At 42.6% G+C, this 14239-nt stretch carries 11 protein-coding genes; 9 read left to right on the top strand and 2 right to left on the bottom strand.

Annotated elements, in window-relative coordinates:
* The first annotated feature begins 78 nt into the window (after positions 1–78).
* From BP861_RS10295 to BP861_RS10270, 6 genes are all read left to right on the top strand, one after another.
* Entirely contained in the window at positions 79–492 is a 414-nt protein-coding gene (locus BP861_RS10295) for a hypothetical protein (RefSeq protein WP_292375112.1), read from the top strand.
* Positions 493–905: 413 nt separating this feature from the next.
* On the top strand, positions 906–2672 hold the full coding sequence (locus tag BP861_RS10290; RefSeq protein ID WP_292375109.1) for a ribosome biogenesis/translation initiation ATPase RLI: 1767 nt from the start codon (positions 906–908) through the stop codon (positions 2670–2672).
* A 119-nt stretch (positions 2673–2791) separates the two neighbouring features.
* Positions 2792–4981 carry an ATP-dependent DNA helicase gene (locus tag BP861_RS10285; protein WP_292375106.1) on the top strand — a complete coding sequence of 730 codons (2190 nt, stop codon included), beginning with the start codon at positions 2792–2794 and terminating at the stop codon, positions 4979–4981.
* 263 nt (positions 4982–5244) lie between these two features.
* On the top strand, positions 5245–6546 hold the full coding sequence (gene hisD / locus BP861_RS10280; protein ID WP_292375104.1) for a histidinol dehydrogenase: 1302 nt from the start codon (positions 5245–5247) through the stop codon (positions 6544–6546).
* 102 nt (positions 6547–6648) lie between these two features.
* Positions 6649–7056 (top strand): DUF1699 family protein, encoded by a 408-nt coding sequence (locus BP861_RS10275; protein ID WP_292375101.1) that lies wholly within the window; start codon positions 6649–6651, stop codon positions 7054–7056.
* A 698-nt stretch (positions 7057–7754) separates the two neighbouring features.
* Positions 7755–8162: a DUF1699 family protein gene (locus tag BP861_RS10270; RefSeq protein WP_292375099.1), complete on the top strand. Its 408-nt coding sequence runs from the start codon at positions 7755–7757 to the stop codon at positions 8160–8162.
* Between the two features lie 547 nt (positions 8163–8709).
* Here BP861_RS10270 and BP861_RS10265 read toward each other — a convergent pair.
* Together BP861_RS10265 and thiD are read right to left on the bottom strand one after the other, a co-directional pair.
* Positions 8710–10008: a TrpB-like pyridoxal phosphate-dependent enzyme gene (locus tag BP861_RS10265; protein WP_292375096.1), complete on the bottom strand. Its 1299-nt coding sequence runs from the start codon at positions 10006–10008 to the stop codon at positions 8710–8712.
* Between the two features lie 382 nt (positions 10009–10390).
* Positions 10391–11737: a bifunctional hydroxymethylpyrimidine kinase/phosphomethylpyrimidine kinase gene (gene thiD, locus BP861_RS10260; protein ID WP_292375093.1), complete on the bottom strand. Its 1347-nt coding sequence runs from the start codon at positions 11735–11737 to the stop codon at positions 10391–10393.
* A 423-nt stretch (positions 11738–12160) separates the two neighbouring features.
* Here thiD and BP861_RS10255 point away from each other — a divergent pair, with 423 nt between their 5' ends.
* The 3 genes from BP861_RS10255 (at position 12161) to purF (ending at position 14185) form a co-directional block, all read left to right on the top strand.
* Positions 12161–12379, top strand: coding sequence for an LSm family protein (locus BP861_RS10255; protein WP_011032293.1), 219 nt, complete (start codon positions 12161–12163; stop codon positions 12377–12379).
* A 152-nt stretch (positions 12380–12531) separates the two neighbouring features.
* Positions 12532–12702 (top strand): 50S ribosomal protein L37e, encoded by a 171-nt coding sequence (locus tag BP861_RS10250; protein ID WP_080942245.1) that lies wholly within the window; start codon positions 12532–12534, stop codon positions 12700–12702.
* 49 nt (positions 12703–12751) lie between these two features.
* Positions 12752–14185, top strand: coding sequence for an amidophosphoribosyltransferase (purF, locus tag BP861_RS10245; protein WP_292375013.1), 1434 nt, complete (start codon positions 12752–12754; stop codon positions 14183–14185).
* Positions 14186–14239 lie beyond the last annotated feature (54 nt).

Raw genomic sequence — 14239 nt, 5'->3', positions numbered from 1 at the left:
TAATTTTTTAACTGAGATTAGATCCTGACTACAATTATATCCCGGGAATGTTAATTGCCGTTCAGGAGAGTATACAGGTTGAGTAAGCAAAATCCGAAGTCAAAGTCCAGAAAGGAACCTACAAAAATAAAAGAGGCTACTTCAGAAGTTCCTGCAACAAAGATCGAGACTCCAGAGAAAAAGACTCTTATTAAGGAAAGGACACCTGAGGAAAAGCAAAAGGAGTATAAAGACGGAATTATTAAGACGATAGTAGCTGCATTACTTGGCACAATTGCAGGAGTACTATGTTTCCGTCTATATGGGACAGGAGAAGATAGGATCTGGTATGTTATACTTACGATCGTTATCGGGTTTACATATTTCATACAGAAATTTCTTTATCCTCAACTCAAGATCAGCACAAATGAGTTCAAATTCAAGGACTGGTTCTACGTAGAGTTTATAGTGATTGATTTCTTCCTTGTTGTCTGGACTCTCCTCCTGAATTAAAATCCCCTTTCCTGAACTGCAAAAGGCTCTCTTAAATTTAAGGGCCTTTTATACAGTTTTTTATCACAGGCTTTTATCTTTTTGATTCACAAACATGTGTATTAATTTACAAGATTTTGCATAATTTGGCCGCATATCCAATTAAACTTCTACTTAACTGATGTTTTGTGCCTGCAATAGTCCAACAGTTCATATACCAGAGCAGGCATTTCATAACCGATGACTGCTGTATATATGCAATATTCTTTCAATATACTAACGTTACATTATCATATTGCCCTGCTGTGATAACAGCTTTCTACCATAGCAAAAACTTACATTGTTACTCTCAGGTTATGCTTAAAATCACAGCAAACATTCTGTTTAATATTGTTTACCAAATTAAAGAAAAAACGTAATTTTTGGGGACTATCATGAGAATAGCTATACTTAATAAAGATAGGTGTCAGCCCAGACGGTGCAGTAAGGAGTGCGAGAAATATTGCCCGAGGGTCCGAACAGGGGATGAGACGATTGTTTTTGAGGAGGATGGAAAACCTGTCATTTCCGAGGAACTCTGTGTAGGTTGCGGAATTTGCATTAACAAATGTCCTTTCAACGCCATCATGATCATAGGGCTTCCTGAAGCTCTAACGGAACCCACTCACAGGTACGGAGTAAATGGTTTTGCCCTTTTCGGGCTGCCTGTTCCCAGGGCAGGAAAAGTAACAGGGATTCTCGGTCCTAACGGGATCGGAAAAAGTACGTCCGTTCAGATTCTTTCAGGAGCTTTAATCCCTAACTTCGGACAGGAAAAAGGCGATTGGGACACTGTGCTTGAACATTATGCTGGAACTGCACTTTATGACTACTTTAAAGCTGTTGTAGACGGTAAGGTCCGAGTTTCCCAAAAACCCCAGTACGTAGACCTGATCCCTAAAGCTTTCAAAGGAAAAACATTCGAACTGCTCGAAAAAACCGATGAGAGAGGAGTCCTTGATGAGCTTGTCGACTATCTTGATTTAAAAAGCGTAGTCAACAGGAATATCTCGGAATTGAGTGGTGGAGAACTGCAGCGTGTGGCAATCGCAGCATGTGCGGCAAAGGATGCTCAGTTCTACTTCTTTGATGAAATTAGCCCTTATCTTGACATCTACCAGAGAATTAACGTCGCCCGTCTGATCCAGAATATATCAAAGGACAAAGCTGTGCTCGTGGTAGAGCACGATCTTGCAATCCTGGACATGCTCACAGATGTCATTCACATTGCTTACGGAGAGCCTGCAGCTTTTGGTGTGGTTACTCTTCCGAAGAGTGTACGGGTGGGGATTAACCAATACCTCAAAGGCTATCTCCCTGAAGAAAATATAAGGATACGACCTGAAGCCATAAAGTTTGAAGTCCATCCTCCGAGAGAAGACTACCAATTAAGGTCCGTAGTTACTTTTAACGGTTTCTCAAAGAAATTTGGAGATGGCTTCTCCCTAAAAGCTACAGGTGGCAGCCTTCGGGAAGGTGAGGTACTCGGAATAGTAGGCCCCAACGGGATAGGAAAGTCAACTTTTGTAAAGGTGCTTGCAGGGGAAATCAAGCCTGATGAGGGCGATCCAGGGATAGACGTCAAAATCTCTTACAAGCCTCAGTACATTAAAGCCGACATCCCTGTGCGCGTGCAGGATTTCCTGCGCGGTATTTCAAGACAGTTTGGAACTAGCTACTACGAGGTAGAGATTTCGAATCCACTCCAGCTTGAAAAAATCTATGACAGCCTTCTTACAGACCTAAGCGGTGGAGAATTGCAAAGAGTTGCGATTGCAGCCTGTCTCACCCAGGAAGCCGACCTTTATATTCTGGACGAACCCAGTGCCCATCTGGACGTTGAACAACGTTCTATGGTCACAAAAGTCCTCAATCGCTTTGCCGAAAATAACAATAAGACAGCCCTTGTCGTAGATCACGATATCTACATGATAGATATGTTGAGCCAGAGACTCGTGGTTTTTGAAGGCAAGCCTTCTGTATACGGTGAAGCGCATGGCCCATTCAGCATGGAAAACGGTATGAACAAATTCCTGAAAAACTTGGGCATAACTTTCCGCAGGGACGAGGAAACAAGGCGCCCGCGTGTGAATAATCTGGGCTCAAGGCTTGACCGGGAACAGAAAGAAAGTGGAAATTACTATTATTCGGCAGGTAATTAATTCGACATCAGTATTTTTGCAGAAACTTTTGAAGAGGTTTCTGCAGATACTAAATTTTTCGATACTGGCGTGCAATTCCAAAATAGTTTTTTATCCAATGTGTGAGTTTCTGATTTTCAATGAAGATAGAAAGTCTCGATCTGCCCGATGAAATAAAACGGTTTTATGTCGATTCCGGGATTCTGGAACTTTATCCCCCTCAGGCCGAAGCCGTGGAAAAAGGGCTGCTTGAAGGAAGAAACCTGCTTGCTGCAATCCCAACGGCTTCAGGGAAGACTCTCCTTGCCGAGCTTGCAATGTTGAAATCCATTCGCGCAGGAGGAAAGGCGCTCTATATCGTGCCTCTTAGAGCTCTTGCTTCCGAGAAATTCCGGCGGTTTCGGGAGTTTTCGGAACTTGGAATAAAGGTCGGCATCTCGACAGGGGATTATGACCTGCGTGATGAGGGGCTCGGAGTAAACGATATAATTGTTGCAACCTCTGAGAAAACCGATTCCCTGCTCAGGAATGAGACTGCCTGGATGCAGGAAATTTCTGTTGTTGTAGCAGACGAGGTCCATCTCATAGATTCCCCGGATAGGGGCCCAACGCTTGAAGTTACCCTTGCAAAGCTTCGGAAAATGAACCCTTCCTGCCAGATCCTAGCGCTCTCTGCAACTGTAGGAAACGCCGACGAACTCGCAGCCTGGCTGGAAGCCGAGCTTGTAGTAAGCGAATGGAGGCCTACTGAACTTCTTGAAGGGGTATTTTTTAATGGGACCTTCTATTGCAAAGATAGGGAAAAACCTGTTGAGCAATCCACAAAAGACGAAGCTGTGAACCTTGCGCTGGATACTCTCAGGAAAGACGGGCAGTGCCTGGTTTTCGAAAGCAGCAGAAAGAACTGTATGGCTTTTGCAAAAAAGGCGGCCTCAACCGTTAAAAAAACGCTCTCAGCAGAAGACAGGAAAGCACTTGCAGAAATTGCAGATAAGATTCTCGAAAACAGTGAAACTGATACTTCAACTAACCTTGCAGCCTGTATTCGTTCAGGGACGGCTTTTCACCATGCAGGCCTTACCACGCCTTTAAGGGAGCTTGTAGAAGACGGTTTCAGGGCTGGAAAAATCAAGTTGATTTCGAGCACTCCTACTCTAGCAGCCGGGCTTAACCTTCCTGCTCGACGCGTAATTATCCGAAGTTATCGGCGCTATTCCTCTGAAGGCGGAATGCAGCCTATTCCTGTGCTCGAGTACAAACAGATGGCAGGCAGGGCAGGCAGGCCGAGACTTGACCCGTACGGAGAAGCTGTACTTGTTGCAAAATCCTATAATGAGTTTGTTTTCCTTTTTGAGAACTATATCGAGGCCGATGCCGAAGATATCTGGTCCAAACTCGGAACTGAAAACGCTCTCAGGACACATGTGCTCTCTACTATCTCCAATGGTTTTGCGCGGACTTATGACGAACTAATGGACTTTCTGGAGGCAACATTTTTCGCTTTCCAGTACTCTAACTTCGGGCTTTCCACGGTTGTGAATGAATGCCTTAATTTTTTGCGTCAGGAAGAAATGCTTGAGAATACCGATGCTCTTATTCCTACAAACTTCGGAAAGCTTGTCTCAAGGCTATATATTGATCCACTATCGGCTGCCCGTATTGCAAAGGGCCTGAAAGAAGCAGAAACCCTGACCGAGCTTACTCTACTGCATCTGGTATGCAGCACGCCTGACATGCGTCTACTCTACATGAGGAACCAAGACTATCAGGATATCAACGATTATGTAATGGCTCATGTCAGCGAGTTTATAAAGGTGCCCAGTCCATTTGATACTACGGAATATGAATGGTTCCTCGGAGAAGTCAAAACTTCCCTTCTTCTACTTGACTGGATTCACGAAAAATCTGAAAACGAGATTTGCTTAAAGTTCGGTACCGGGGAAGGTGACATTCATGCAATTGCGGACATTGCAGAATGGGTAATGCATGTCGCTGCCCAGCTCGCCAGTCTCCTTGACCTTAAAGGGGCAAAAGAAGCCGCAGAACTTGAAAAGCGGATACATTACGGAGCAGCCCCCGAACTTATGGATCTACTCGACATCAGAGGTATAGGGCGCGTGAGATCAAGGAAACTTTATGAAGCAGGCTTCAAATCTTCAGCAGAGCTTGCAGGAGCCGACCCTGAAAAAGTGGTTACTCTTTTGGGGCCGAAAATTGCAGCCCGGATTTTTAAGCAGATCGGAAGCCGAGAGGAAGTTCCTGGAATTTTGGAGCCTAAACTTCCTGAGAAAAGCCCTTCCTCAGGGCAAAAAACAATCAGCGATTATTGATTTTACCTACCTCACTTCTTTTGTTTTTTATAGTAGGTTCGCTTTACGGTTTTTACTCTATATTATTAGGCTCAGTAAGGGATAAAATATTAAATGAGGGCAGGGATTTAATGGGATTGGATTCTCAAGTGAATCGATTATCTGGTTGCTCGGCTCTCAGATTGCCGATTGCTAATTTGTAGTAATTCATTTTATCTCGAGTTTAATTCGCCAATTTATATCAGATTTCAACCTGTATCAGGTTCTGTCAGGTTCTTTCAGAGATGGTTATGATGTTATTCAAAAAGTTGTCTGATGTTTCGGAAGCTGAAATGCAGAAATTGCTCTCCCGGGGATCCGGGCTTGAGGACGTAGCGAAAACTGTTTCAGCTGTGCTTTCCGATGTGCGTACCAAAGGAGATGCCGCACTCAGGGAATATACAGCTAAATTCGATAAAGTCGAACTTGCAAATTTTGAAGTGAGCGAGGAAGAGTTTGAGATGGCTCTTTCCGAAATAAGTCCTGAACTCCTGGATCACCTTAAAGCCGCAGCTGCAAACATACAAGCTTTCCATGAAGCTCAGCTTCCGGAAGCTACCTGGTTCATGGAACTCAAACCAGGAATCGTGCTGGGTCAAAAGGCAACACCTCTGGAAAGTGTGGGTGCATATGCTCCTGGAGGGCGGGCTTCCTATCCTTCAACCGTGCTAATGACTGTAATTCCTGCCAGGGTTGCAGGAGTAGAGCAGGTCATTGTTTGTACCCCTCCAAGGCCGGACGGTTCCGTACACCCGCTTACGCTTGCTGCCGCAAAGGTTGCAGGAGCGGATAAAGTTTTCAAACTAGGTGGAGTGCAGGCTATAGGGGCAATGGCCTATGGGACTGAAACCGTTCCCAAGGTGGACAAAATCGTAGGACCTGGAAATGTTTTTGTTACATCTGCCAAAATGCAGATCAGGGACGTTGCAGAGATAGATTTCCCGGCAGGTCCTAGCGAGGTGTTAATCATTGCAGATGAATCAGCAGATGTCGTTATGGCCGCTTCGGATATTATAGCGCAGGCCGAGCACGATCCAAACTCAGTCTCAATACTCGTTACAGGCTCGGATACGCTGGCAGAGGCTGTAAAAAAAGAAGTTCTGGTTCAGGCTGAACAGACTGCGAGAAGCAGCATTGTAAAGGCTTCTCTTGAAAACGCTGCAATTCTTATTGCAGACTCCCTGGAACAATGTATTAGCTTTAGCAATAAATTTGCTCCCGAACATCTTGAGATTATGGTATCGGATCCGGATTTTGTACTTGACAGGATTAAAAACGCAGGATCAATTTTTGTAGGAAATTATTCACCTGTTCCTGCTGGAGATTATGCCTCCGGGACGAATCACGTGCTTCCCACATCCGGATACGCCAGAGTTTATTCTGGTCTGAATATAAACCATTTTATTAAATACTCAAGTATTCAGAGAATCAGCAAGAGTGGGCTTGAAATTCTGAAAGAAACTGTAATCGCATTAGCCGAGGAAGAAGGTCTACATGCACATGCTGATGCTATTAGAACTCGGTTTGGGTATAAACCCTCTAAATAATATTTCGGCTAATCGATATGTATTTAAAATGTAAATGCGTAAACAAAATTTGATTTTTAAATAAATGAAAATCTAATTCTTAAATAAGGAGTGGGGATACGTATGAAAATCAGAGTAGTTAGTTCACGGGAGGAAATTCCTACCCTCAATCCGAACGAGAAGGTTATTCACCTTGCTTTCAGGCCGTCTAACAAGGATGTATTTATGCTTGCGGAAACATGTCCGAAAATTGAAGCGATACAGCTTCCTAAATCTTACAGAAGGACGGTCTCCAAGTCAATTGAAATGTTTCTGGAGATGCAGAAGATTAATCTTCTAGAAGGGGATGTATGGGGACACAGGAAGGATATAAACGAGTATTATAATGTCTCTCAGAACATTCTGGAGAAAATACAGGAATTAAAAGCTGATCGTTTCACCAATGAGGTTATTGCCGAAAAGCTTTCGAGAGAAAGTAAATTAAACTCGGATATGATCCTTTATATCCTGAGCAAAAGAATCGTAGATTAATCTATTAATTCGCCATCTTTCTAGGATGCATTTCAGGATATATCCTTTTTCTAGGACAGATCCTTTTTTCGGGCTGTATTCTGTGAAGGAATAGCGAATGAATCCTTCTTTTCAGATGGAATTCCGGATTGGAATTTCCATCTAATGTTTACTTTTCTTAAATCTCTCTGAGCTTTTGCAGTTTCCAGAGCAATGCTTCACTTTCGTTAAGGTAGGGTCTTTGCTCTTTATTATACTTTATTATACTTTATTTTTCAATCTACTTCTCATACCTTGATTCCTAATTGTGCTTTATTTTTCGATCTACCTCTCATACTTTGATTCCTATTTGTGCTTTATTTTTCAATTTACCTCTCATACATTGATTCCTATCTCAAATCTCATTGGTTTTTTATTCTTCGATTTATTTTTTTATTTTTCCTGGATTATTCTCTGTTTTCTAGATCTAAAATTCTAAAATTGTTACATAACATTATTTTTATATTTAGTATGATTGCAATAACTGATTTATAAACATTTAAGATATGAAAACTCTTTTTTTTCTCAGCGTTTTTGTTTCTGCTTTTCCCACTTACTTTTTTTGAGATATTTTCAAATTAGCGGGACAAAACCAATGAGTATACATAGAAAATTATTTAAATAAAGTCGTGTAACTTATTTTATTGATTCTTTAATGAGTTTTGGGTCGGGGGATCTGTATGAAAATAAGAGTTATTAGTTCAAGAAATGAAATTCTATCACTAAATCCAAATGAAAAGGTTGTTCACTTTGCATTCAGGCCTTCAAATAAAGATATTTTTCTGCTTGTTGAGACATGTCCAAAACTGGAGGTAATTCAGCTTCCAAAATCATATAGACGGACAGTTTCAAGAGCCATAGAGATGTTTCTCGAAATGCAAAAGGTCCAGCTTCTGGAAGGAGATGTATGGGGGCACAGGAAAGATATCAACGAATACTATACTGTCCCCTCTTCCGTAATCTCAAAAATAAAAAGTATGAAAGCTGAAGGCATTCCTGGTGAAAAAATTGCTGAGGAAGTGGCACAGGAGAGCAAGCTTGATCCTCAAATGGTTTCTTATATTCTGGGCAGGAGAGATTTAGAGTAAAATCACCTGATTTCCATCTCGGCAAAGTTGTGGCTATTCAGCCTGGGCCCTGTTTCACCCTATTTCCGCCCAGGAGGATGGATCCCACTCCTTTCCGCTTTGCTTACGCCCAAAAGAGCTGATTTACATACAGAGCGGAGCTAAATTCAAAAAGGATTGATATCTAGAAAGATACTCTTAATTTTTGAAAATTAAGATAGTTTTTAAGAAAAACAGATTTTTTCATACCATTTTCTTGCTATATATCTCTATGCGAGAAAATCTGGAACTGTCATTCTGAAATTTAATCCGAATAATACATTCTTGAATGCTCTTAAATATCCTTGAGATCTTCGACTGTCTTTTCTGGACTATTATGGCGTTTTTAAGTATTCTAGGTAGTTTCCTATTATCTTTGGCTATGGGTGATGCATAAGCGCAGTTTTGATTAAGTTTTCTTTTCTGTGACAGTATCGGAATATTTGTGATTCTCTTGATTGTTAGGATGCTTTTAAAGCATCCTGTTTGAATTCTACTTTGATTTTTAGTTCTAATTTTTTCGGTTATTTCAGGTAAGTTCCTTGTTAAAATACTTGTCATAGGAGCTCATGTCGAAATGTCCGTGCCCGCTGAGGTTGAAGAGAATTGTTTTTTCTTCTCCGGTTTGTTTGCATTTGAGAGCTTCGTCGATTGCACAGCGGATAGCGTGAGAGGATTCCGGAGCAGGGACTATGCCTTCGGTCCGTGCGAACTGTATAGCGGCATCAAATACCGGGCACTGATCATATGAAACAGCTTCAATAAGCCCTTCAGCACAGAGTTTACTTATGATTGGGGAGTCTCCATGGTAGCGGAGCCCGCCTGCATGGATGGCAGGAGGCACATGTTCGTGGCCCAAGGTGTACATTTTAAGCAACGGGGTCATTTCCGCAGTGTCTCCGAAATCATACCTGTACTCACCTTTGGTAAGGGACGGGCAAGCCGAGGGTTCGACTGCGATTACTCTTGGACTATTCTTTCCTTCAAGCCTGTCTTTAATGAACTCAAGGGATATTCCTGCAAGGTTGCTTCCTCCTCCACAGCAGCCTATAACTATATCAGGGTAGGTTTCAACCTGTTCAAGCTGTTTCTTACATTCGGCCCCGATTACTGTCTGATGGAGCATAACATGGTTGAGGACGCTTCCCAGGGAATACTTCGTGCTATCATGCGCGATTGCATCCTCTACGGCTTCACTGATTGCGATTCCGAGGCTTCCCGGTGTATCAGGCTGCTCCTTCTGAATTTTTCTCCCGAATTCCGTATCCGAGCTTGGCGAGGGAACAACATTTCCTCCCCAGATTGTCATGAGGGACTTCCGATAAGGTTTCTGGTAATAGCTGGAACGGACCATATAGACTTTACACTCAAGATCAAAGTAGTTGCAGGCAAGAGCTAATGCACTTCCCCACTGTCCTGCACCTGTTTCGGTTGTGAGTCTCTCGTTTCCTTCTTTCATATTATAATAAGCCTGGGCAATCGAGGTGTTTGTCTTATGACTTCCAGCAGGGCTTACCCCTTCATTTTTATAGTATATCTTTGCAGGAGTTTTGAGAAGCTTTTCCAGCCTGTGTGCTCTATAAAGCGGGCTAGGTCTCCAGAGCTTGTAAATCTCAAGTATCTCCTCAGGGATATCAATAAACCTTTCACTACTCATTTCCTGTTTGATAAGGCCTTTTGCGAAAATAGGTTCAAGAGCCTCGGGGCTTATAGGCTCCCAGGTCCTCGGATCAAGAGGAGGCTCGATAGGAGAAGATAAGTCTGGTAGGATATTATACCACTGCCTGGGCATCTCATTCTCATCAAGGATAATTTTAGTCTTTTCCATAGATTTTCTCCGTCTTTATTGTATGCACAAAATCGTACTTCGATGTATTTAATTGTTACTTACTTTTCAGTTAAGGTATTTATATCTCACTTATGTACTTTATGGAAAAGAGGAATGTTTGAAGGAGTGTTACTAATCAAAAAACAGAAACTGGAAGGCTATATATATATAAATATAAATATAAATTAAAAAAATGAAGTCATTCAGAAACAGAGCAAAAAGTAAAAACGACCAGAACTAAAAGCTTGATCCCAAGAAAGAGCTTAATTCTGAGAAAAGCTCAATTCTAAGAAAAGGATTCTAAGAATTTCAATCGGCTTTAAAATGTCATGTGGATAAATGGCATGTAGATACCTGAAGCTTTTAATTTTTAGTCGGATTTTTAATCTATCTTTTCTGCAAGTTCCACAGCAAGTTTTGCCACTTCAGTCGCACTTGCACCCAGCAGGCGTATCATTGGTTCCTTTCCCGGTCCCCCTTTATCATATATGACTTTCGGCACGCTTCCGTATTTTTTGATTGCTTCGACTGTACCCCAGTCCATTGTACTGGTGTTTTCCGGTTCTTCAGCCCTGTCAAAGGAGGAAATTCCAAGTTTCATCTCTCTGCAGGCTGCAAGGGCTTCCCTGGAGTATTTTACGTTAATTGCTGCCCTTATTTCCGGATTCTTACGAAGGGACGCAAGAATAATCCTTGCTACATGTCGGCTGGCCCCGAAATCTACACAGCCTACAGAAACTGCCCTCCCCTTGTGCTTAACTATCCTGCCTTCGACAGCCGCAACGTCTTTGTATCCGTCAGCTTGAGGAATAGCCATTCCTATATTACAGCCTACTTCGGGGATAAGTTTCGAAAAATCAAAGCTGTTTTCTAGAATCGAAACTGCTTCTTTTAATTCTCTTAAGACCAGGTAGCGCTCTTTTTCGTCCAGAGTCGCTCCAAGCTGGTTTACAGGGCCTGTTCCCCTGCCTACAGGCTGGCTCATCAGGATCGCTTGCTCAACGAATTTCTTTGCTTTCCTAGCAGCCGATTCCAGGCTCTCTCCTGAGGCTAAAAAGGCAGTCACTGCCGCAGAGTAAGTGCAGCCCGAGCCGTGTGTTCCTCCTTTAACAAAAGTGCCCGGAATACGGGTGAAAGTATCAGAAGTAGCTTCATAAAGCAGATCAGTAGCGTCCAGATGTCCTCCTGTAACAATGACGGCTTCGACACCTATATCCGTGATTTTCTTGGCTGCAACTTTCGCATCCTCAGGGGTTTTGACAGCCATACCAGCAAGGTCGCCTGCCTCAAATGCATTTGGCGTAGCAACCTTGCACAAGGGCAGCAGTTCTTCAATAAGGACAGAGATAGCTTCTTTTCGCAGCAGGTTTCCTCCGGCTTCGGCAGCCATAACAGGGTCCAGCACAATGGAAAGCCCATGTTTCCTCACTTCTTTTGCAACTTCCCTTACGATTTCCGATGAGGCAAGCATGCCGGTTTTTGCCCACTTTACTTCCATATCGGTGCAGACAGCTTCAATTTGGCTAGCAATAGCCTCAGGAGTGAGGTCAAAGCTCTCTAGGACTCCGGTAGTGTTCTGTGCAGTAATCGATGTAATAGCGCAGGTTCCGTGCACTCCAAGGGCAGCAAAAGTCTTCAGATCCGCAGCAATTCCGGCTCCTCCCCCTGAATCCGAACCTGCAATAGTCATAACAATCTGGGGTTTTATTGTTAATGATTTTTCTATCATGTGCTTCTCTCTTTTTTTCGTTCGTTTTTACCATTTCGGAAACTTTTTTTCAGGAAATGAAATTAATTTATTTATCATTGTACCCTTTGGGAAGATTTTATAAGGTTTTGATGTATTATTTATAAAAAATCTTCTCAACAGGTTTACATGAGATTTTATTTTCTCCTGGAGTTTTGCTCCTGTCCTGATGAGAATTCTTGTCTATATCAGGTAATTCTTTAATATAATTCTGGATGGCATCAGGGTGTTTTTTACATGAAAACTTAATAAATGACATATTTCTTCGATACCTTTATATAGTGTATTTACGACTTTGATGCAAATAATCAAATTTAAGCGCGGCGATTAATTTAAATCTGGATTAACTATTTATATTGATATAGATAATGACTTGATTTATAATGTTTTAAGGGGACTGTAAGGATGGCAAACCGACCTCTGGATATTTTGAACAACGCATTAGACACACCTGTAATCGTTAGATTGAAAGGCGCACGCGAGTTTAGAGGCGAGCTGAAAGGATACGATATTCACATGAACCTCGTGCTTGACAATGCTGAAGAGCTAAGAGAAGGAGAAGTTGTAAGCAAGTTCAGCAGTGTCGTTATTCGCGGTGACAACGTGGTATACGTATCTCCGTAATCTATATCAAGCACTTCATCTATTATCGTTAAATCTCGGTGAGCAACAGGACTTATTGTGACTGGCCGCAGAGAGTAAATTCAGAATAATAGTATCGCTTCAGATTATAGAATATTGCTCTAACAAATTAATTTTTATCAGGAGATTTAGGAATGAGTAAAGGTACTGCATCAATGGGAAAAAGGCAGAAACGCACACACGCCAAATGCAGACGCTGTGGAAGTGTTTCTTTTAACGTGCATACAAAACAGTGTACTTCATGTGGTTTTGGAAAAACATCTCGCATAAGAGCTTACAAGTGGCAGGCAAAGTGCAAGTATTAAACCTGTCTGTTCCACTTTCTCTATTTTTTACCTGCATCGGAGGTCAAAATTGAAAGAAGAATGTGGCGTTGCAGGCATAATTTTACCAAGTGACAGGCCACAATCCAATACTGTCGCATTCAAGCTGTATTACGCCTTGTATGCCCTCCAGCACAGAGGACAAGAATCCACTGGCATAATGGTATATGATGGTACATCTTCTCATTCCATCAAAGGCATGGGTCTTGTTCCTGATGTGTATAATAAAGATTCTCTGGGACGCTTGATCGGGAATGTAGGAGTAGGACATGTCCGCTACTCAACAACCGGAGGATCAAGAATAGAAAACTGCCAGCCCTTTGTCCTGAATTTCAAAGGAGGAGCAGTTGCAATTGCCCATAACGGAAATTTAGTTAATGCCAAAGACCTCAAGGATGAACTGGAGTGCGAAGGACGTATCTTTATCAGCGACTCTGATACCGAAGTTATCGGCCACCTTCTTGTAAAAGAGCTAATAAGGCACGAGCCTGTAGAATCAATCCGGAATGTTATGCGCAAACTTGTAGGCTCTTATTCTCTGGTAATCCACATAGATGGCATTCTATATGCTGTGCGTGATCCTTTTGGATTCAAACCTCTCTGTTTCGGGGAAGTCGATGGTGGATACGCGGTTTTCTCGGAGAGTGTAGCTCTGGATACTCTTAATGGCACTCTTATCAGGGATGTGCGTCCAGGTGAAGTAGTAGTCCTTACAGGCGAGGGCTTTGAAAGCTACCAGATAGGAAACGAACCTCATCCTGCACATTGCGTTTTTGAGTTCATTTACTTTGCAAGGCCAGATTCCATTATTGATGGAAAACTGGTCTATAAGGTGCGGGAAAACATTGGGAGGGAGCTCGCCAGAGAACATCAGGTCGAAGCTGATATTGTTTCGCCTGTTCCTGACTCAGGGATTACTTCCGCAATCGGCTACGCCAGGGAATCAGGTATTAAATATCTGGAAGGCCTGATGAAGAACCGTTACATAGGGCGCACATTTATCCTGCCTGGCCAGGATTTGCGTGAAACCGCAGTCCGGCTCAAAATGAATGCCATCCAGGATAATGTCAAAGGCAAACGTGTTGTTCTGGTTGACGACAGCATTGTCCGGGGTACAACCTCAAGGCGGATTATAGATATGGTTCGCAGGGCAGGTGCATCAGAAATTCACGCAAGAGTTGGAAGTCCTGCAATTATCGCTCCCTGCTATCTGGGTATAGATATGGCTACTCGGCAGGAACTTATTGCCTCTTATAAGACCGTAAAAGAGGTTGAAAGCCTCATTAATGCGGATTCTCTCGGATACCTAAGTATTGACGGGCTTATGCGGGCTCTGGGGTGCGATAAGAACGATATGTGCATTGGCTGCCTAACAGGTGAGTACCCTGTGGAAATCCCAGGAGAAAACTGCATAAGGAAGCAGACACGTCTGGACGATTTCAATAATAACCCGGAAAGTTCCTGAGTGACTTTTCTCAGTCAATTTGTAAGGAATTTTCTCTATTATTCTTTTTGAGTT

The sequence above is a fragment of the Methanosarcina sp. UBA411 genome (assembly GCF_002495725.1).
Taxonomy (GTDB): Archaea; Halobacteriota; Methanosarcinia; order Methanosarcinales; family Methanosarcinaceae; genus Methanosarcina.
The sequence above is the reverse complement of the archived record's forward strand: the minus strand, read 5'-3'. Positions and strand labels throughout refer to the sequence as shown.

What these genes read in the sequence shown, in the direction of transcription:
- BP861_RS10290 (WP_292375109.1), top strand. Translation starts at nt 906, where the DNA reads ATGAGAATAGCTATACTTAATAAAGATAGGTGTCAGCCCAGACGGTGC.
- BP861_RS10285 (WP_292375106.1), top strand. Translation starts at nt 2,792, where the DNA reads ATGAAGATAGAAAGTCTCGATCTGCCCGATGAAATAAAACGGTTTTAT.
- hisD (WP_292375104.1), top strand. Translation starts at nt 5,245, where the DNA reads ATGGTTATGATGTTATTCAAAAAGTTGTCTGATGTTTCGGAAGCTGAA.
- BP861_RS10275 (WP_292375101.1), top strand. Translation starts at nt 6,649, where the DNA reads ATGAAAATCAGAGTAGTTAGTTCACGGGAGGAAATTCCTACCCTCAAT.
- BP861_RS10270 (WP_292375099.1), top strand. Translation starts at nt 7,755, where the DNA reads ATGAAAATAAGAGTTATTAGTTCAAGAAATGAAATTCTATCACTAAAT.
- BP861_RS10265 (WP_292375096.1), bottom strand. Translation starts at nt 10,008, where the DNA reads ATGGAAAAGACTAAAATTATCCTTGATGAGAATGAGATGCCCAGGCAG.
- thiD (WP_292375093.1), bottom strand. Translation starts at nt 11,737, where the DNA reads ATGATAGAAAAATCATTAACAATAAAACCCCAGATTGTTATGACTATT.
- BP861_RS10255 (WP_011032293.1), top strand. Translation starts at nt 12,161, where the DNA reads ATGGCAAACCGACCTCTGGATATTTTGAACAACGCATTAGACACACCT.
- BP861_RS10250 (WP_080942245.1), top strand. Translation starts at nt 12,532, where the DNA reads ATGAGTAAAGGTACTGCATCAATGGGAAAAAGGCAGAAACGCACACAC.